The sequence below is a fragment of the Marivivens donghaensis genome, from assembly GCF_030410045.1.
In the GTDB taxonomy this organism is placed as follows: domain Bacteria; phylum Pseudomonadota; class Alphaproteobacteria; order Rhodobacterales; family Rhodobacteraceae; genus Marivivens; species Marivivens donghaensis.
Genome location: NZ_JAUFRA010000005.1, coordinates 521,364 through 538,159, shown reverse-complemented (window position 1 = coordinate 538,159; position 16,796 = coordinate 521,364). Strand labels below are relative to the sequence as shown.

The following is a 16,796-nucleotide window of genomic DNA, read 5'->3' as shown; positions in this document are numbered from 1 at the left end:
TGTTGGGCAAAGAGCACGGTGCGGTTTCTGGCGTTTACAGGGAATTAACAGGGAATTTTTCTGTTTTTGGTCGAAATACGAACCTTTCGGCGCCCTTTTATGCTTGTAACACTCTAGATTCATTGAAAATTTCTGCGATTTCCCTGTTATCAAATTATCAGGGAATTTAAATTTCAATATCAGGGTAATTTGGTTTTAATAACAGGGATTTAAACAGGTAAAGCAGGGAATATCAGGGAGCGTCGAGTTTGTAGCGTTTCCGTTGTTCCAACCAGCTGCGAGGAATGGCCGTGCTGGTCAGCTTTTCAAGCGTCAAATCAACTGGCTGACGTCCTTGTAGGATTGCGAGTTTAAGATCAGGCGACAGAAACGCGAGCTGGATACGCTTACGTATGTAGCTTTCGTTGCATCTTTGGGCCGCCGCAATTTCTGCAATCATGGTTCCCATCTTAAGTTGCTCAATCCATCCTTCCGCCTTTGATAAAGCCGACAACAAAGTTTGGTCAGGCTTAGATTGAAGTTCCCCCGCGATAAGTTTTGCTTCGACCCCTCGTTTGCGAAGGGTAAGTGGAGCAGTGAAGCTGGTGAGATGTGTCGAGAGCCGATTTTTTTCTATGTTCAGTGCCGCGCTGAGGTGATGCGCGGAGAGTTTTAAATCAAGCTTGCCTTTGCTGAATGTAGCTCTCTCTAGGAGCTTTGTTATGAGGTGCTCTTTTCGATTAGTTAATTTATTTACAATGTTTTCTGAGGTGACTTTAATCTTGTCGATCTCCTCTGAATTTTGATTTATTAGGGTGAAGTTGTCTGCAGTTGAGGCAATGTGGTTTGCTACTGCCGATGTAATACAATGCTCGAGTTGGTCTGCAGGGATACGCCATGCAGATGGGTCTTTACCCCCTGAGATGAGCCGGTTTGAGACGTAGTACCGGTGGTATGTCCCTTTACTCTTCGTGTGACTGGGTGTGAGCCGATCTCCGGTCTCATCGAAGAGCTTGCCCTTCAGGATACCATGTGTGGGAAGCTTAGAGGCATTCAGGTGTGGCCCTCGTCCCCGAGTCTTTGCACTGACCTCTTGAAGTTTGGCTTGGACCTCCTCCCAGATCTCAGCAGAGACGATGGCCTCGTGCTGGCCTCGGTAGGTTTTGTCTTTATGTCGGATGTCTCCCTTGTAAATCGGATTGGTTAGCATGTGGTGGATCTGTCCGCGAGACAGTGGCGCTCCTCCTGTCTGCCGCCCCGTCTTATCTTGCCTCTGCTTTGATCGTATTCCCTGACGCTTGGCCTGCTCTTCTACCAGCCTGAGGTTGCCGTGGGTCAGGTAGAGATCAAAGAGCGTTCGGACGTCTTTGGCTTCGGCCTCATTGATGACCAAGCTGCGGATCAATTTGTCTGGGTGAGGGTCGTACCCCAAGGGTGCAAGCCCACCCATCCAGAGGCCCTTCTTCTTGGAGGCGGCGATCTTGTCTCTAATGCGCTCTGCAGTGACCTCACGTTCGAATTGCGCAAAAGAGAGCAGGACATTCAAGGTCAACCGGCCCATCGATGTAGACGTATTGAAAGCCTGGGTCACGGAGACAAACGAACAACCCCTCTGTTCGAGGCGCTCTACAAGGCGCGCGAAGTCCGCAAGTGAGCGTGTCAGACGGTCGATCTTATAGATAACGACCATATCAATGAGACCGGCATCAATGTCACTCAGGAGCCGCTGTAACCCAGGGCGCTCCATCGTGCCTCCTGAGATACCACCATCATCATATCGCTGACTGAGGAGTTGCCATCCTTCGTGCTTTTGAGACGCGATGTAAGAGGTGCAGGCATCGTATTGAGCATCAAGTGAGTTGAACTCTTGCTCGAGCCCCTCCTCGGAGGATTTGCGCGTGTAGATCGCGCAGCGGGTCTTTGGTTTGCCCTCACTCATCTAGAGACCGAAGAACCGTGGACCAGACCAGCGGGTAGCGGTTATGGCGCGTGCTATGGCAGACAATGAGCGATGGGTTTGGCCTTGCCAAACAAACCCTGCCTCCGTGACTTCAACGATATGACTGACCCCATTCCAATCTCGGATTAGCCGCCCACCAGGCTTTAGGGCTCCTCGTTCGCGATTGGTTGATCGGGGCCCCTCCTGTCCTGCAGTCTTGATCCGCTTCAGGGCGCCTGGCTTGAGGTCCCCAAATTCCCGCGCCTGAAGTTCATAGGCTAGGATGCTGCGCATAAATCCTTGGCTCATCTTCTTAGGTGGTGGTGTTCCAATCACCTCCACCCATGCTTCAGTCAGCCCCTCGCGTCCAAGCGGTTCCACGTCCGTCCATCGCATACCTGTGTCGCTCCCTAAATCGCGTCACGACACACTCACGCTCGTTCCGCTAAGGAAGTCCAGATGAGAATTTAAACACAAAATATAGTGTTATTACACGAAATTAGGTGGAGATGTGCCTGAGGCGCTTGACCACATCCTGCTGATTCTCGTAACTTCAAAATGCGTTCAGACCACCCGTTACTGCACCCTAGATCAGGACAGAACGGACAACGGGAAGAACGTCGAGATATCGCTTGTGGGGTCATCTTAAGAGGCCTCCGATATCCGCAACATCTGTAATTTTGTGGATGCCTGATCGCGCAGGTTCCTTCTTTTGCAGTTCGATAGCCGACCCGTGACTAGGCTGATTTTCACTTCACGGCGCAGCAATCTGCGCCGTGAGACCAGAAACTTTGCGCAACCTTCCTTGAAGGAGTGTCTAGCATGGATACACCGAATTCGCAGATTGAGTACGTTGCAGTTTCCCAGTTGAAACCTTGGGCGAAGAACGCACGTACTCATTCGAAGAAGCAAATTCGCCAAGTTGCGGATAGCATCGAGACCTTCGGCTTTACCAACCCAGTCCTGATCGATGCAGAATATCATATCCTCGCGGGACACGCGCGGGTCGAAGCTGCAAAGAGTATTGGCATAGAGCGGGTCCCTTGTGTTTGTTTGGATCATATGACGCCCGAACAGAAACGAGCCTATGTTCTGGCCGACAACAAATTGGCGTTAAATGCAGGCTGGGATGAAGTGATCTTAGCCGAGGAACTCGAAGCTCTCCTAGAGTTCAATCTCGACTTCGATGTTACGATCACGGGCTTTGAGATGCCTGAGATCGACAGTTTGCTGCTAGATCAGAACACGGAAATCACGAAGGACAACCCCCTTGATAAATTGCCGAAAAAAGCGCCTCGGAGGAGTAACCTTGGTGATTTATGGCAGTTGGGTAAGCATCGCCTCATCTGTGGCAGTGCCTTGGAGCGCGCGACTTTCGAGAGGCTCATGGGGGGGGAACGCGCCGCGATGGTGTTCACAGATCCACCCTACAATGTTCCGATTGATGGACATGTTGGAAACTCCGGTCAGATCAAACACCGCGAGTTTGTTATGGCATCCGGTGAGATGTCGGTGAGGGAATTCACCGAGTTTTTAAAATCGGCTTTCAACAACATGGTGTCTTTCAGTGTCGAAGGATCGATCCATTACGTCTGCATGGATTGGCGGCACATGGCTGAGATGTTGGAGGCGGGGCAGGAGGCTTATACTGAGCTCAAGAACCTTATTGTTTGGGTCAAGGACAATGGAGGTATGGGCAGCTTCTACCGATCACGTCATGAATTGGTTTTTGTCTTCAAGACAGGGACGGCTCGTCACCAAAACAACTTTGGGCTCGGAGAGCACGGCCGCTATCGCACCAATGTTTGGGAATACCGCGGTATCAATTCTTTGCACGCACAGCGTGGTGAAGAGCTCGCGATGCATCCAACGGTCAAGCCCGTCGAGATGATCGCTGACGCTATTCTGGATGTTTCGAGTAGGGGGGAGATTATTATCGATCCCTTCGGCGGCTCCGGATCCACGCTTATGGCCGCTGAGCAAACGGGGCGACGCGCCTATCTCGTTGAATTGGATCCCCTCTATTGCGACACAATCCTGGCGCGCTGGGAGGCTGCCACAAAACGACAAGCAGAGCAGGTCCTATGTGGCTGGTCTCGTGTTGAGGGGGCTTAGATGACTAAGCTCACCAAAAAGCAATTGAGCAATCGTCTCAAGCATAATGCTGCAAACTATGACGTGGGGTACGCGACACCACCCGCATCAGGGAAATTCCAAAAGGGCAAATCGGGCAATCCGAAGGGGCGTCCGAAGGGCGTTAAGAACAAACCTCGCCCTGCATATGATGAGCCATTTTATGACATCATATTCGAGGAAGCATATCGGGACGTGCCAATCAAAGAGGGTGATAAGATCTTAACGATCTCAACTGCAGCTGCGGTCATGCGTTCTATTGGTTTAAAAGCCATGAAAGGTGAACCGAGATCACAAAAGCTTTTTGCCGAAATCTTGCTCACTACAGAGGCAAAAAAACTAAAGGATCACGTCGAATATTTCGAGGCGCTTCTGGATTACAAGCGTGATGCAACTGCGGAACTTGAGCGGCGCGCAAAGCATGGACTAACGGATTTACCTCCCGTGCTGCCGCATCCGGATCATATCATCCTGAACATGCGAACTGGAGAGGCAAGAATACATGGTCCGGTTTCGGAAGAAGAGCTCAAAATGTTGGAGCGGGCAAAGCGGACGAGAGCTGTTCAAATAGACGAGCTACAGTGTCTGAATGACGCTTTGAAGTTGGCAATTGAAGAAGGTAATCAGGCTGCTGTCATTGATCTAAAAGAAATGATCCAGCGAGATCAGAGGCTATTCGAAACAGTCGATAAATTCGTGAAGCTGTTTGAACCTGCCTGAGCTAGTTGCTTTGGTTTCTAGCAGGTGCCGTAATAGCCTCCTGAATAGCGACAATATTCGAAGGCCAGGCCTATGCGTATCATCTCGGCAGCGATGTCTTTTCCATCTTCGAGGAAACACTGCCCAACAATGCGATTGTATCGATCTACATCTTTAATATGGCAGGACAGGGTCTGACTTTCGATGAGATCACTGAGCGCTTGAGTGGCAGCTCTCCCGCCAGCCTCATCTGTCTCGGGGGCATCTAATCCCCAAATGCGGATAGCGGGTCCTGAGCCTAGACAGGGTCAGAGTTTCGTTTCCGCCACTGCAATGGCGACATGCCAAAGGCCATTTTGAAACGGTTCGATAAGTGACCTTGGTTCGCGAAACCAGTCATTGCGGTTATTTCGCTCATGGGAAGCAACGTCGACGCGAGCAAATATTTAGCGGTTTCGAGGCGGATCATGCGGTATTCGTCCATAACGCTGCGTCCAATATGTTCGTGGAAAAGACGTTGGAGGTGTCGCACGGACAAGCCCGCGAGCTGCGCCAATTGTTCTTGGTCCAACGGGTCCGCAATATGGGTTTCCATATAGCCTATAGCGGCCTCAACTGTTTGCGGAAGTTGGCCGTATCGCGCTGGAATTGTCGCAATTTGGGGGGCATCAGCGCTCCGGATTTCGGTTTGAATAAACCAGTTGGAAATCTTCTGAGCAAACGCAATTCCGTGGTCCCCTGCGATAATCGCGTGCATCATATCGAGAGGGGCAGAGCCACCAGCGCAAGTGTATCGGTTGCGGTCGATGACGAACAATCGCCGTTCGAGCAACCACGGCCCTGTAATGATCTCAAAATCATCGTAGTGATGCCAGTGCACAGTGAAGCGATGCCGATTGAGGAGGCCTGCACGCGCGAGCACCACGGAGCCGCCCGATATACCGCCAAGTGCAACTCCAGAGGCATCGAGGCGACGCAGCCATGAAAACAGGGTTTGGTTTTGAAAATGTCGCGGGTCGCCGCCAGCAACGATGAAAACCAGATCAAAGTTTGGGTCTACGCTGTCGAAGGGTTGGGTTGAGAACCGTGACCCAAGCGACGATGTGGCGCTGTCACCTGCCAGCGAAAGAAGGGAAATGTCGTAGAGCGGTGTGGTCGAGAATTGGTTGGCCGCTCGCAAAGGTTCGAGTGCCGATGCCGTTGACATCAGCGCAAATCCGTCGAGCAAAACAAAAGCGATCCGTTTCATAGGCATGAGCGATTTGTCCTATTTATGTAAATAAATGTCAAATTTATAAAAGGAACTTTCCCTTCAGCTGCTTAGAAAGAGATGAAGCACGAAGGAGCGTCGGATGCGGTATTCCGGTTTTCGGGTCATAAAAGAGGCCTTGTTGGGCCAAAAAGGGTGGCGTCCTCTTTGGAGGGACCCAGAGCCTCAGCCTCGGTATGACTATGTCATCGTTGGTGGCGGCGGGCATGGCCTCGCGACAGCCTATTACCTTGCGAAGACCTTCCAGAAATCTCGGATCGCCGTCCTAGAAAAGGGTTGGCTTGGGTCGGGGAATATCGGGCGGAACACCACGATTATTCGCTCCAACTACCTCTTGCCGGGTAACGAGCCCTTTTATGAGTTTTCCATGAAGCTTTGGGAGAACTTAGAGCAAGAAACGAATTTCAACTCGATGGTGTCGCAACGCGGGATCATCAATTTGATCCACACTGATGCTCAGCGGGATGCGTATCGTCGGCGCGGGAACGCCATGCTGTTTGCTGGCGCAGATGCGCAGCTTTTGTCGCCCAACGAGCTGCGCGAGATGGTTCCATTCCTGAACTACGACAATGCCCGTTTTCCGATCAAAGGTGGGCTATTCCAAAGGCGTGCGGGCACGGCGCGCCATGATGGTGTCGCATGGGGGTATGCGCGCGGCGCGGACATGCGTGGCGTTGATATCATACAGAACTGTGAAGTTACTGGGATGCGAATTGAGGGGGGTAAAGTCCTCGGTGTCGAAACATCGCGTGGCTATATCGCGGCTGGTAAAGTCGGCGTCGCGGTTGCTGGTAGCTCCAGTCGGGTGATGTCGATGGCGGGCATGAGGCTCCCTGTCGAGAGCCATGTCCTGCAAGCTTTTGTCTCAGAAGGGCTTAAGCCAGTTATCCCCGGTGTCATTACCTTTGGCGCGGGTCATTTCTACGTGAGCCAATCAGACAAAGGTGGCTTGGTCTTTGGGGGCGATATCGACGGGTATAATTCCTATGCGCAGCGCGGAAACCTACCTGTTGTAGAAGACGTGCTCGAGGGGGGGATGGCCCTGATGCCAATGATCGGACGCGCGCGCCTGTTGCGGAGCTGGGGTGGGATCATGGACATGTCGATGGACGGATCCCCGATCATTGATCGGACCTCGGTCGATGGGCTCTATTTCAACGGTGGTTGGTGCTACGGCGGCTTTAAAGCAACGCCTGCATCTGGGTTTGCCTTTGCCCATCTTCTCGCGACAGATCGTCCACATGAGACCGCAACCGCCTATCGCCTAGATCGATTTGCGCGCGGTTATCTGATTGATGAAAAGGGCGTTGGCGCCCAACCTAACCTTCATTGAGGCGCTAAGATGTTAATCCCTCACCCGCTCCTCGGTCTTCGTGATGCGCAAGAGTTTACCTACCTCGGTGATGCTTCGCTGTTGAACCGCCCAGATGCCTCGTCCCCAGATGCGGCGGTCGCGTTTTTTGACTATGTCTATCTGCGCGACAACCCAGCCGGCGTACACCGCGAACTGTGGTTTCATGAACAAGGGGACCGCTCTTGGCTCATTGTGACACGTAACACTCTGACGCACGAAATCCTGAACGCTGAACTGGCCTGCGAAAGCGCCGTTAAATCAGAGGTGCTGGCATGACCCGACTAACTGGTGGTGTTATTGATCATGAGACAGCGCTCCGTTTTACCTTTAACGGAAAGACGTATTCGGGACGCAAAGGGGACACGCTCGCCTCTGCGCTCCTTGCGAATGGTGTGCAACTGGTCGGGCGTAGTTTCAAATACCATCGTCCGCGGGGTGTTCTGAGTGCAGGTTCAGAAGAGCCAAACGCGCTTGTCACGCTACGTGGTGGCGCGCGCGAAGAACCTAATACGCGTGCGACTGTGACAGAACTATTCGACGGTCTTAGGGCGCGCAGTCAAAACCATGTGGGGCCATTGCACCGTGATTTCATGGCGGTAAATGACCTACTGTCGCCGTTATTTGCGTCGGGGTTTTACTATAAGACCTTCATGTGGCCGCGCGCGTTCTGGGAAAAGCTCTATGAGCCGTTGATCCGTCATGCGGCTGGCCTTGGGCGGTTGTCTGGCGAGGCTGATCCTGACGCTTACGACAAAGGTTTCCTGCATTGTGATCTATTGGTGATTGGTGGTGGGGCTGCTGGTCTTTCTGCTGCACTTGGTGCTGGTCGTGCCGGGGTAAAAGTCATTCTGGCAGACGAGGATTTCCAGTTTGGCGGACGACTTTTGGCTGAAACTCATCAACTCGACGGTATGCCTGCGACATCGTGGGTGACCGCGGTGATGGCTGAGCTTGCTGGGCTTGAGAATGTTCGGGTCATGCCTCGCACAACGGTCTTTGGGACCTATGATCACGGCATTTACGGCGCTGTCGAACGGGTGTCTGATCACCTGTCCGCAGCCGATGGTGCAGTGCGACAAACCCTTTGGCGTATTACGGCAAAGCGATCAATCTTGGCTGCTGGCGCAACAGAGCGACATATCCCATTTCCGAATAATGACCGCCCTGGGATTATGCTTGCTGGTGCGATGCGGGCCTATGCCAATCGTTGGGCAGCATCCCCAACGCGCCATCCAAGCGATCCGGTTATCATTTTTACAAACAATGACGATGGACACAGGACTGCGACCGATCTTTTGGCCAAAGGCGTGCCCGTCTCAGCGGTTGTGGACCCGCGTAGCGACGCTCCAACCTTTGGTGACTATGAGCTGATCACGGGCGTTGTCGACGACACAAAGGGCAGGCTTGGGCTGACCTCGGTTCGTGTGACCCAAAACGGTCAATCACGTTGGATGCCTTGTGGTGCTCTCGGCGTATCTGGTGGTTGGAACCCCAATGTTCATCTGAGTTCCCATCACAGGTCCAAGCCCGTCTGGGATGACGCCCTACTTGCTTTTGTTCCTGGTAAAGATCTACCGAACGGGATGATTGTCGCGGGTGCTGCGGTTGGGCAAGGGACGACGGTCAAGGCGCTCCGCAGTGGGGTGGAGGCGGCTGTTTCGAGCCTCGCCGCCCTAGGCATTGCGGCCGAGCCCATCGATTTGCCTGATGCAGATGATACAGCTGCTGCTCAAACCGCGTTTTGGCATGTTTCGCGCAAAGGACGTGCTTGGGTGGATTTCCAGAATGATGTCACCGTCAAAGACATCGTTCTCGCGCATCAAGAGAACATGCGACCCGTCGAGCATCTGAAGCGGTGGACCACCCTTGGCATGGCAACGGATCAAGGGAAGACATCGAATATTTCGGCATTGGCCGTCATGGCGGAACTCACAGGCAAGTCCTTGCCTGAAACGGGGACGACGATCTTTCGCCCTCCGTATACTGGGGTCACGCTTTCCGTGCTGGGTGGAGGCGATACGGGCAAACATTTCCGCCCAACGCGCTACACGCCAACGCATCAATGGAGCGCATCTCAAGGAGCGACATTTGTGGAAGTGGGCGCTTGGTTGCGTGCTCAGTATTTTGTTCAGCCAGGCGAAACCCATTGGCGGCAATCTGTTGATCGCGAAGTCCTGGCGGTTCGTAGTGGGGTTGGACTGTGCGACGTCACAACACTTGGCAAAATCGACGTTCAAGGACCCGATGCAGCAGAGTTCCTCAATCGGATCTACTGCAACATGATGGGCACCCTTGCGGTCGGTCGCGTGCGGTATGGCGTCATGTTGCGCGAGGATGGTCACGCCTATGATGACGGCACGTGTGCGCGGCTTTCGGAGAACCACTTTGTGGTAACGACGACCACAGCCAACGCTGCAATTGTCTATCGGAACATGGAATTCGCACGTCAGTGTCTGTGGCCCGAGCTGAATGTAAGCTTGATTTCCACGACGGATGCATGGGCGCAAATTGCTGTCGCGGGGCCGAATTCACGAACGTTGTTGTCGCGGGTCGTCGATGGGTTTGATCTCTCGAATGAGGTTTTCCCCTTTATGGCCTGCGCAGAGTTGACGGTTTGCGGTGGCCTCAGAGCCCGACTATTCCGTATCTCCTTTTCTGGCGAGTTGGCTTACGAAATCGCTGTTCCGGCGCGCTATGGCAATGCCTTGCTGGAGCGATTGGCACAGGTCGGTGCCGATCTTGGTGCGACGCCTTATGGGACTGAAGCTCTCGGCGTTATGCGGATTGAAAAAGGTCATGCGGCTGGTTCTGAATTGAACGGCCAAACGACAGCGCAGATGCTCTCTCTTGGGCGGATGGTCTCTGAAAAGAAGGACAGTATCGGCGCCGTCATGTCACGTCGCGAAGGCTTGGCGCAAGACAAGCGACGTTTGGTTGGGTTCAGTCCCATCGATAAATCCGAAGCCATCGTGGCTGGGTCGCATTTATTTACTCAAGGTGAAACGCGCAACACGACAACCGACCAAGGTTGGATCACCTCGGCTGCATATTCGCCGCATGTTGGGTCATCGATTGCGATTGGTTTCCTCGAAGAGGGGGATGCCCGCATGGGCGAGGTTGTTATTGCGGCAAACCCCCTAGAAGGGCGTGAAGTCCGTGTAGAGGTCGTTTCACCGCATTTTGTTGACCCAGAGGGAGGGCGGCTCCGTGACTGATTTAATGGCTATCACAGCGCTTGGCGCAGTTGCCCCATACGAGTTTCAAATCGGTGGCCTCGTGATCCGCGAAAACACTGAACTGGCTCTTGCGTCGCTCAGCCTTGGTCGGGGGCAGGGTGCCCCGACGATCCTTGGGACGTCTATGCCAGATGTCGGGCAATGGCTGGCGGGTCCAGAAGTCTCCGCATTTTGGACGGCTCCGAACCAGTGGTTCATTGAGGGAGAGGGTCGCGCGCATGAGGACTTTGCTGCCATTGTGAAAGCGGCTGCGCCTGATTGCGCTGTCACGGAACAGACGGATGGCTGGGTGGCGTTTGATGTCTATTCGAACGACGGGTTCAAACCTCTTGAGGGTCTGTTGGAAAAACTGGTCAATATTGACTTAAATGGATTTGGGGTCGGAACCGCGCTTCGGACGGGGCTTCACCATATGAGCGTCTACCTCATCCGTCGCAGCGATACCCATGTAACGATCATGGGTATGCGGACCTTTGCAGCAGCCCTGTGTCACGCGCTCGAAAGCACCGCGGTGAGGTTACGTTAAGACCTCGCTTGCCTCTTCGAACAATTGCAGAGTTGAACTGCGCATAATCGTTACGGCTTCTTCGACGAAATTCGAGGAGACGTTTTTCTCGCGCACGTAGAGATAGACCTTCCGCATGTCAGGAAGGTTAGCGATAGGGCGGAACACGAGCCCTTCGGGTGCAATCTCTGTGACGAGTTGAGGCAGGACCGTTACCCAATCTCCTTTCCGGACCATCGCGAGAAGGGACTGGGTGTTATGAACAGTTATGTCTGCGGTCCCTAGTTTTTCCGCGAATTCAGGTGTTTCAATCTGATCGCAAAGGGCATTGCGCAAGAACGGGGCCGAGAAAACGTTGTCGATCTGAATTGGGTCAGTTTTCTGGGTAAGCGGGTGGTTCTCGGACATGACCAGCCCGTAGCGGTCACTGAACAAGATCGATGTCTTAATCCCATTGAGTGATTTTTGAGCCGAGGCAATGCCGATGTCTGCCCAGCTCTGTCCAAGTGCCTCTAGAACCTGCTGGGTATCGGTATCGCGTAGCTCGATTTTCAGAGAGGGGTGCCGTTCGGATAGGGTGCGAACAAGTTCAGGAAAAATTGAAATCGCGACAGACGGAACCGCTGCAATGCGCAGGATGCCCTGTGGTGCCCGCGCTGATTTTTCGATTGCAGCGATCGTGTTATCGAACTGGCTGATCTGGGTTAGGCCAAGGCGCAAAACCTGTTCGCCGAGTGGGGTGAGACGGTTCTTTCGGTCACTTTCGAACAACGGATTTCCGAGGTGCGCTTCGAGTTGCTTTAGCGTCATGGAGACAGCCGATTGTGTTCGGCCGAGCTGATCGGCTGCGTCCGACAAATTCCCAGCCTGTGCTACCGCACAAAAGCTACGGAGCATTTCGATCTTGATGCTCATGACTTCACGATTCCTGAAATTTATTTCAACGATTTGAGTTTGACTGACATGGGGCGAATTGTCCACATTGGTAAAACACGACAGAAAAGAATGGGATAGACCGTGCTGCACAAGAATCTGATCGCTGGCGAATGGCTGGTTGGTGAAAGCGAAATCGAAAACCGTAGCCCTTCGGATGTGACGGATCTTATTGGGGTTTTTGCTCAGGCAAGCAGTGACCAGCTAGAGGCCACTTTGGATCAGGCGCAACAAGCGCAGCGCGAATGGGCCGCTTATGGCATGGAGCGCAAGCAGGCCGTTTTGATGAACATCGGTAACGAACTGATGGCGCGTTCGGCTGAACTTGGCGCACTTCTGAGCCGCGAGGAAGGTAAGCCTCTCGCCGAAGGTAAGGGCGAGGTCTATCGGGCAGGGCAGTTCTTTACTTACTACGCCGCTGAGTGTTTGCGTCAGATCGGGGAAAACGCGGACTCTGTGCGCCCCAATATCGAAGTGGACGTGCGTCGCGAACCAGTTGGTGTGGTCGCAGTCATTAGCCCTTGGAACTTCCCAACCGCTACGGCGTCGTGGAAAATTGCTCCAGCGCTCTGCTATGGCAATGCGGTGGTTTGGAAGCCGGCCAACATCACACCCGCGTCAGCCTATGCATTGACCGAGATCATCGCGCGGCAAGACATCCCCAAGGGGCTTTTTAGTCTCGTGATGGGCTCTGGTAGTGGGATTGGTGAACGTCTCGTTCAGAGCCCAAAGGTCAACGCAGTTACATTTACTGGGTCCGTGCCTGTGGGTAAAAGGATTGCTACCGCAGCTATTCAAAACCTCACCAAGGTTCAGATGGAGATGGGGTCAAAGAACGCGCTCGCTGTCATGGATGACGCTGATATTGACCTCGCTGTGACATTGGCTTTGGGCGGTGCTTTTGGTGGCACGGGGCAAAAATGCACCGCGTCCTCACGTTTGGTCGTGCATGAAGCTATCCACGACACTTTCGTTGAAAAGCTGGTCGCAGGGACCAAAGCGATGAAGGTCGGACATGCGCTCGAAGAGGGGACGCAAATGGGTCCTGTCGTGAGCGCGGAACAGTTGGCGGAGAACTTGGCCTATGTTGATTTGGGCAAGTCCGAAGGGGCAGAACTGTGCTGTGGTGGTGAGCGTCTGGAGATGCCCCACGACGGTTTCTACATGTCCCCTGGCGTTTTTCTCAACACTCTCAATGATTTCCGCATCAACCGCGAAGAAATGTTCGCGCCGCTCACGTCGGTCATTAAAGTCGCCAGTTACGACGAGGCACTGTCGGTCGTGAATGACACCAATTTCGGTCTGACCTCTGGGATCGTGACCAAGAGCCTTGCGCGGGCAACGCACTTCCGCCGAAATGCACGGACAGGCGTTGTGACGATCAACTTGCCGACCGCGGGAACTGACTACCATGTGCCATTTGGTGGTCGCGGGGATAGCTCTTATGGCTCGCGCGAGCAGGGCAAAGCAGCAGCCGAGTTCTACACCACAGTAAAGACAGCTTATATCAGCGCGGGCCCAGTATGATGCGTATCGACTGCCTTCAATATGCCAACTGGTCCGAAGAAATCTTTGAGCAATTGCGAGAAGGTTGTGTCGATGCGATTCATGTCACCATCGCGTACCATGAGAATTTCCGTGAAACGGTTCTGAACTTTGAACAATGGAACCGATGGTTCGAGAAATACGACCATCTCATTATGAAGGGACAATGGGCGAGCGATATCGATCGAGCGCGTGAAACGGGGCGAACGGCCGTGTTTTTCGGGTTTCAGAACCCGTCCTCGATGGAGGACGATATTGGCTTGGTCGAAATCCTTCACACACTCGGGGCGCGCTTCATGCAGTTGTCCTATAACAACCAGTCGCTTCTAGCGGCGGGATGTTATGAGGCCGAAGATGCTGGGATCACGCGGATGGGTCGGCAGGTGATTAAGGAAATGAACCGTGTCGGGCTTGTCGTCGACATGAGCCATTCTGGAGATCGTTCGACCATAGAGGCGACTGAAATCTCAGAGCGCCCCATCGCGATCACCCACGCCAATCCTTATGACTGGTTCCCAGCTCTGCGAAATAAAAAGGACAATGTGATCCGCGCTGTGACGCAAAATGGCGGCATGATTGGATTTTCGCTCTATCCGCACCATCTCAAGGACAAGTCTAATTGTACGTTAGAGGAGTTCTGCGGAATGATTGCGCGCACCGCTGATCGATACGGCATCGGAAATATCGGGATCGGCTCTGACCTGTGTCAGAACCAACCTGATAGTGTTGTCGAATGGATGCGTGTCGGGCGCTGGACCAAACGGATCGACTATGGTGAAGGCTCGGCGTCAGACGCTGGTTTTCCGCCGATGCCGCATTGGTTCAAAGACAATCGCGACTTTGGGAACCTCGAAAAGGGTCTCAGAGATGTTGGAATGAATGCTGATGAAATCAAAGCCGTTATGGGCGGCAATTGGTATCGTTTCTTTGAAAAGAACTTTGTTCCGCAGGGTGCACAGTCATGATCGAGCGTCGCTCGCCTGACGTCGTGATGACCCTAGAACGTCTGGGGTCACTGCATCAATCGCGTCTGAGCTTTATGCGTCAGTTGACGCGTCGGATCGCTCGCGAGGGTTGGTCGTTTCACACCCACGCCTTCAACATTGATGCGAATGGTGTTGGGCATGCGGTGTATACTGCAAAGGGGCCTGAACGGTTATATTCATTAGTGGCCTTTGCACATGATTTGCCACCAGAGCTTCGGTCGGACCGTGTTATCGCCACGGCGTGGGATGCGACTTTTACCTTGTTCGATGGGGTGCCAACGGTAGCGGACATCGAACGGCTGTCGCAGAATATTCCGCTCCAAGAAGCGGGTCGCGTGAGCGAGAGCGAACTGACCGTCAGTCGCGCCAATCGCTCGGTTCGACTTTGGGACCATTGTGTCGAAGCCCTCGCATCTGGCAACCAGCCTGATCCTGCGCAACTCGATGCGGTTGGTTATTTGATGCGCACGACTGCAGTCTACGGATCGGGAAAACTCGGTGCAGCTGACCGCGAAGTGATTGCCAACCGCCCCGAAATGCAGGCTCCGTTTCAGGCCGAGATGCTGACGGTTTATTTGATCCGTTGGTTCGTGCGCGACCTCATCGAACATATGGCGCGTTCAAAAGGCGGAGAGGCTGCGGTCAAGCTTGATCGCGTTATTGCTGCGCGCCTGGGTATCGGGAACTCGACAGGGCTTGGAATGGCCCCGTTCATCGTCAATCACCCTGTCTTGTTCAACAATTGGATCATGGCGCGTGAAGAAGCCATCGCTCGCGTCCGCAGCGTTGAACGCGCATCACCAGATGAAATCGCCTGTTTTAATGATTTGGTCGCGCGAGCAGAGAAATCGGTTCAGGCGTGGTATTCTGAACATCCAATTCAGATCGAAAAGCTAGCGGAATTAGGGGCGGACATTGCAACTCTGCTTCAACGTCTGAAAGGTTTTGATTTTCATTCTGAACGTCCTTGGGATGCATTGTGGAACTGGGCTGAGAACCATCTCACATCGGAAGGTCAAGAGTGGTTGGCGTCTCTCATGCTCGAGCCATATGGCGAGTTGGTTGATGGTTTGGGGACCTGCATGGCCGATAGTCATACGCAGGCCAATATCGTCGATGGCTCAATGCCAGTGTCAGAATTGCTTTCGCTGATCGAACAAAGTTTCGGTTGGGCATTGGACGTGGATTGGAACGCGCCCGAACATACGGCAATGGCGTGGTATGTATCAGAGGAAAAGCTAGAGCCGCGTCTGGGTAATCGATTCGAAGAACCTATCGCTGCATATGAGCAGCCACTTGCGCCTGCACGTGATGCGGCTGATGCCTATCGCAAGGCCCAAGCCTTTGGACGCGATGAGACGACGGCTGATTTCTTAACACGTCACCCAGACTGTCGCCACACAGTCCGACGCGCACAAATGGCCCGTTTCGCGCCCTATGCTGAGATTAGGTCAAATACGATCGCTCACGATATTCTGCCGATCAATATGTTGCGGGCAAAACTGTCGTTCTTTGGGGTGACGCATTTTGATCCGCGCTCTGATCGATGGGTGCGGGTCTGCATGTATGCTGGCGCGCCATATCCGACAGAATTGTCGGCGCAAAATTGCGAGCATTGGATTTACCCCGAGGCAGCGTCATGACGATGTCGCTAAATGAAGTTGAGGCTATGGCCCGCAAGGCTGCTCGGGGGGCTGGGTTCGAGTGGGGCTTGGCCGAAGATGCGGGGAAGGCCACACGCTGGTTGTGCGCTCAAGGACAAGACGGTGTGGCCGAGGCCGTTGCGGTTTTCACTAATGGGGTGGCGGCTGGGTCCACTTTGGCATGTGGCGCAGCTCTGTCAGACCGCGCGGCTGACCTGCGTAAAGGTGCGGTTGAATTGCAGAACATTTCTGACCCTCTGTTTTTGTTGCCATTTGCGGCAATGGCCGCGCAGACACTGCGGGCAACAGTCGAAGTGGAATGTGACGGGTGTCGCGCTTTGACCGATGGGAAGTCACTGACCCTTACCGGCGATTTTCCAGAAATTGCATCCGCGCTGTCGATCCGATTGACGGATACGGTTTTGGGTGCGGAGGGTCCGTCGTCTCGCGCTAGACCTAACCCGTCCGATTGGGCGGAACTCGAAACCCTTGCAAAACGCACCTATGCGCCTGCGACCGATGAAAGCCGCCTCAAAGGCGCTGGTGCAGGGCTATCTGATAATGATTAATGAGA

The 16,796-nt window shown here is 53.6% G+C and carries 15 protein-coding genes; 10 read left to right on the top strand and 5 right to left on the bottom strand.

Annotated elements, in window-relative coordinates:
• Window positions 1-232 precede the first annotated feature (232 nt).
• Together QWY83_RS08285 and QWY83_RS08280 are read right to left on the bottom strand one after the other, a co-directional pair.
• The gene (locus QWY83_RS08285; RefSeq protein ID WP_249945320.1) at window positions 233-1,918 is read right to left on the bottom strand and encodes a recombinase family protein; all 1,686 of its coding nucleotides are present in this window, start codon (window positions 1,916-1,918) and stop codon (window positions 233-235) included.
• Window positions 1,919-2,314, bottom strand: coding sequence for a DUF2924 domain-containing protein (locus tag QWY83_RS08280; RefSeq protein ID WP_290245919.1), 396 nt, complete (start codon window positions 2,312-2,314; stop codon window positions 1,919-1,921).
• Window positions 2,315-2,740: 426 nt separating this feature from the next.
• On the opposite strand from QWY83_RS08280, the gene QWY83_RS08275 reads away from it, so the two are divergent.
• Together QWY83_RS08275 and QWY83_RS08270 are read left to right on the top strand one after the other, a co-directional pair.
• A complete protein-coding gene (locus QWY83_RS08275) occupies window positions 2,741-4,033 on the top strand; it encodes a site-specific DNA-methyltransferase (RefSeq protein WP_249945321.1) in 1,293 nt (430 codons plus the stop codon).
• Complete coding sequence (locus tag QWY83_RS08270) at window positions 4,034-4,771, top strand: DUF5681 domain-containing protein (protein ID WP_249945322.1); 738 nt, start codon at window positions 4,034-4,036, stop codon at window positions 4,769-4,771.
• A 17-nt stretch (window positions 4,772-4,788) separates the two neighbouring features.
• Here QWY83_RS08270 and QWY83_RS14230 read toward each other — a convergent pair whose 3' ends face one another.
• Both QWY83_RS14230 and QWY83_RS08265 read right to left on the bottom strand, forming a co-directional pair.
• Entirely contained in the window at window positions 4,789-5,028 is a 240-nt protein-coding gene (locus QWY83_RS14230; RefSeq protein ID WP_353958948.1) for a thermonuclease family protein, read from the bottom strand.
• A gap of 20 nt (window positions 5,029-5,048) precedes the next feature.
• A complete protein-coding gene (locus tag QWY83_RS08265) occupies window positions 5,049-5,999 on the bottom strand; it encodes a GlxA family transcriptional regulator (RefSeq protein WP_067548497.1) in 951 nt (316 codons plus the stop codon).
• A gap of 103 nt (window positions 6,000-6,102) precedes the next feature.
• Between QWY83_RS08265 and QWY83_RS08260 the strand changes: the two genes are divergently transcribed.
• The 4 genes from QWY83_RS08260 to QWY83_RS08245 are packed head-to-tail and all read left to right on the top strand — an operon-like array spanning window position 6,103 to window position 11,136.
• Entirely contained in the window at window positions 6,103-7,353 is a 1,251-nt protein-coding gene (locus QWY83_RS08260; RefSeq protein WP_249945323.1) for a sarcosine oxidase subunit beta family protein, read from the top strand.
• Window positions 7,354-7,362: 9 nt separating this feature from the next.
• Window positions 7,363-7,650, top strand: a complete 288-nt coding sequence (locus QWY83_RS08255; protein ID WP_249945324.1) for a sarcosine oxidase subunit delta — start codon at window positions 7,363-7,365, stop codon at window positions 7,648-7,650.
• Window positions 7,647-10,589, top strand: coding sequence for a sarcosine oxidase subunit alpha family protein (locus QWY83_RS08250; protein ID WP_067548488.1), 2,943 nt, complete (start codon window positions 7,647-7,649; stop codon window positions 10,587-10,589). The genes QWY83_RS08255 and QWY83_RS08250 overlap by 4 nt, the downstream gene beginning before the upstream one ends.
• 4 nt (window positions 10,590-10,593) lie before the next feature.
• Window positions 10,594-11,136: a sarcosine oxidase subunit gamma gene (locus QWY83_RS08245; RefSeq protein ID WP_249945325.1), complete on the top strand. Its 543-nt coding sequence runs from the start codon at window positions 10,594-10,596 to the stop codon at window positions 11,134-11,136.
• Here the strand turns inward: QWY83_RS08245 and QWY83_RS08240 are convergent.
• The gene (locus QWY83_RS08240; RefSeq protein WP_249945326.1) at window positions 11,128-12,030 is read right to left on the bottom strand and encodes a LysR family transcriptional regulator; all 903 of its coding nucleotides are present in this window, start codon (window positions 12,028-12,030) and stop codon (window positions 11,128-11,130) included. The two genes, QWY83_RS08245 and QWY83_RS08240, sit on opposite strands and share 9 nt — an antisense overlap.
• A 102-nt stretch (window positions 12,031-12,132) precedes the next feature.
• Here QWY83_RS08240 and QWY83_RS08235 point away from each other — a divergent pair, with 102 nt between their 5' ends.
• From QWY83_RS08235 to QWY83_RS08220, 4 genes are read left to right on the top strand one after another with little or no spacing between them, the layout of a single operon-like run.
• Entirely contained in the window at window positions 12,133-13,575 is a 1,443-nt protein-coding gene (locus tag QWY83_RS08235; RefSeq protein WP_249945327.1) for an aldehyde dehydrogenase family protein, read from the top strand.
• Window positions 13,575-14,558, top strand: coding sequence for a membrane dipeptidase (locus QWY83_RS08230; RefSeq protein WP_067548477.1), 984 nt, complete (start codon window positions 13,575-13,577; stop codon window positions 14,556-14,558). The genes QWY83_RS08235 and QWY83_RS08230 overlap by 1 nt, the downstream gene beginning before the upstream one ends.
• Window positions 14,555-16,222, top strand: coding sequence for a hypothetical protein (locus QWY83_RS08225; RefSeq protein WP_249945328.1), 1,668 nt, complete (start codon window positions 14,555-14,557; stop codon window positions 16,220-16,222). Before QWY83_RS08230 ends, QWY83_RS08225 begins: the two co-directional genes overlap by 4 nt.
• Window positions 16,219-16,791, top strand: a complete 573-nt coding sequence (locus tag QWY83_RS08220) for a DUF3726 domain-containing protein (RefSeq protein WP_249945329.1) — start codon at window positions 16,219-16,221, stop codon at window positions 16,789-16,791. The genes QWY83_RS08225 and QWY83_RS08220 overlap by 4 nt, the downstream gene beginning before the upstream one ends.
• Window positions 16,792-16,796 lie beyond the last annotated feature (5 nt).

Excerpts from the sequence above, each read along its gene's own strand:
- QWY83_RS08285 (WP_249945320.1), bottom strand. The coding sequence starts at position 1,918 with ATGAGTGAGGGCAAACCAAAGACCCGCTGCGCGATCTACACGCGCAAA.
- QWY83_RS08255 (WP_249945324.1), top strand. The coding sequence starts at position 7,363 with ATGTTAATCCCTCACCCGCTCCTCGGTCTTCGTGATGCGCAAGAGTTT.
- QWY83_RS08225 (WP_249945328.1), top strand. The coding sequence starts at position 14,555 with ATGATCGAGCGTCGCTCGCCTGACGTCGTGATGACCCTAGAACGTCTG.
- QWY83_RS08265 (WP_067548497.1), bottom strand. The coding sequence starts at position 5,999 with ATGAAACGGATCGCTTTTGTTTTGCTCGACGGATTTGCGCTGATGTCA.
- QWY83_RS08245 (WP_249945325.1), top strand. The coding sequence starts at position 10,594 with ATGGCTATCACAGCGCTTGGCGCAGTTGCCCCATACGAGTTTCAAATC.
- QWY83_RS08220 (WP_249945329.1), top strand. The coding sequence starts at position 16,219 with ATGACGATGTCGCTAAATGAAGTTGAGGCTATGGCCCGCAAGGCTGCT.
- QWY83_RS08275 (WP_249945321.1), top strand. The coding sequence starts at position 2,741 with ATGGATACACCGAATTCGCAGATTGAGTACGTTGCAGTTTCCCAGTTG.
- QWY83_RS08250 (WP_067548488.1), top strand. The coding sequence starts at position 7,647 with ATGACCCGACTAACTGGTGGTGTTATTGATCATGAGACAGCGCTCCGT.
- QWY83_RS08280 (WP_290245919.1), bottom strand. The coding sequence starts at position 2,314 with ATGCGATGGACGGACGTGGAACCGCTTGGACGCGAGGGGCTGACTGAA.
- QWY83_RS08240 (WP_249945326.1), bottom strand. The coding sequence starts at position 12,030 with ATGAGCATCAAGATCGAAATGCTCCGTAGCTTTTGTGCGGTAGCACAG.
- QWY83_RS08270 (WP_249945322.1), top strand. The coding sequence starts at position 4,034 with ATGACTAAGCTCACCAAAAAGCAATTGAGCAATCGTCTCAAGCATAAT.
- QWY83_RS08260 (WP_249945323.1), top strand. The coding sequence starts at position 6,103 with ATGCGGTATTCCGGTTTTCGGGTCATAAAAGAGGCCTTGTTGGGCCAA.
- QWY83_RS08230 (WP_067548477.1), top strand. The coding sequence starts at position 13,575 with ATGCGTATCGACTGCCTTCAATATGCCAACTGGTCCGAAGAAATCTTT.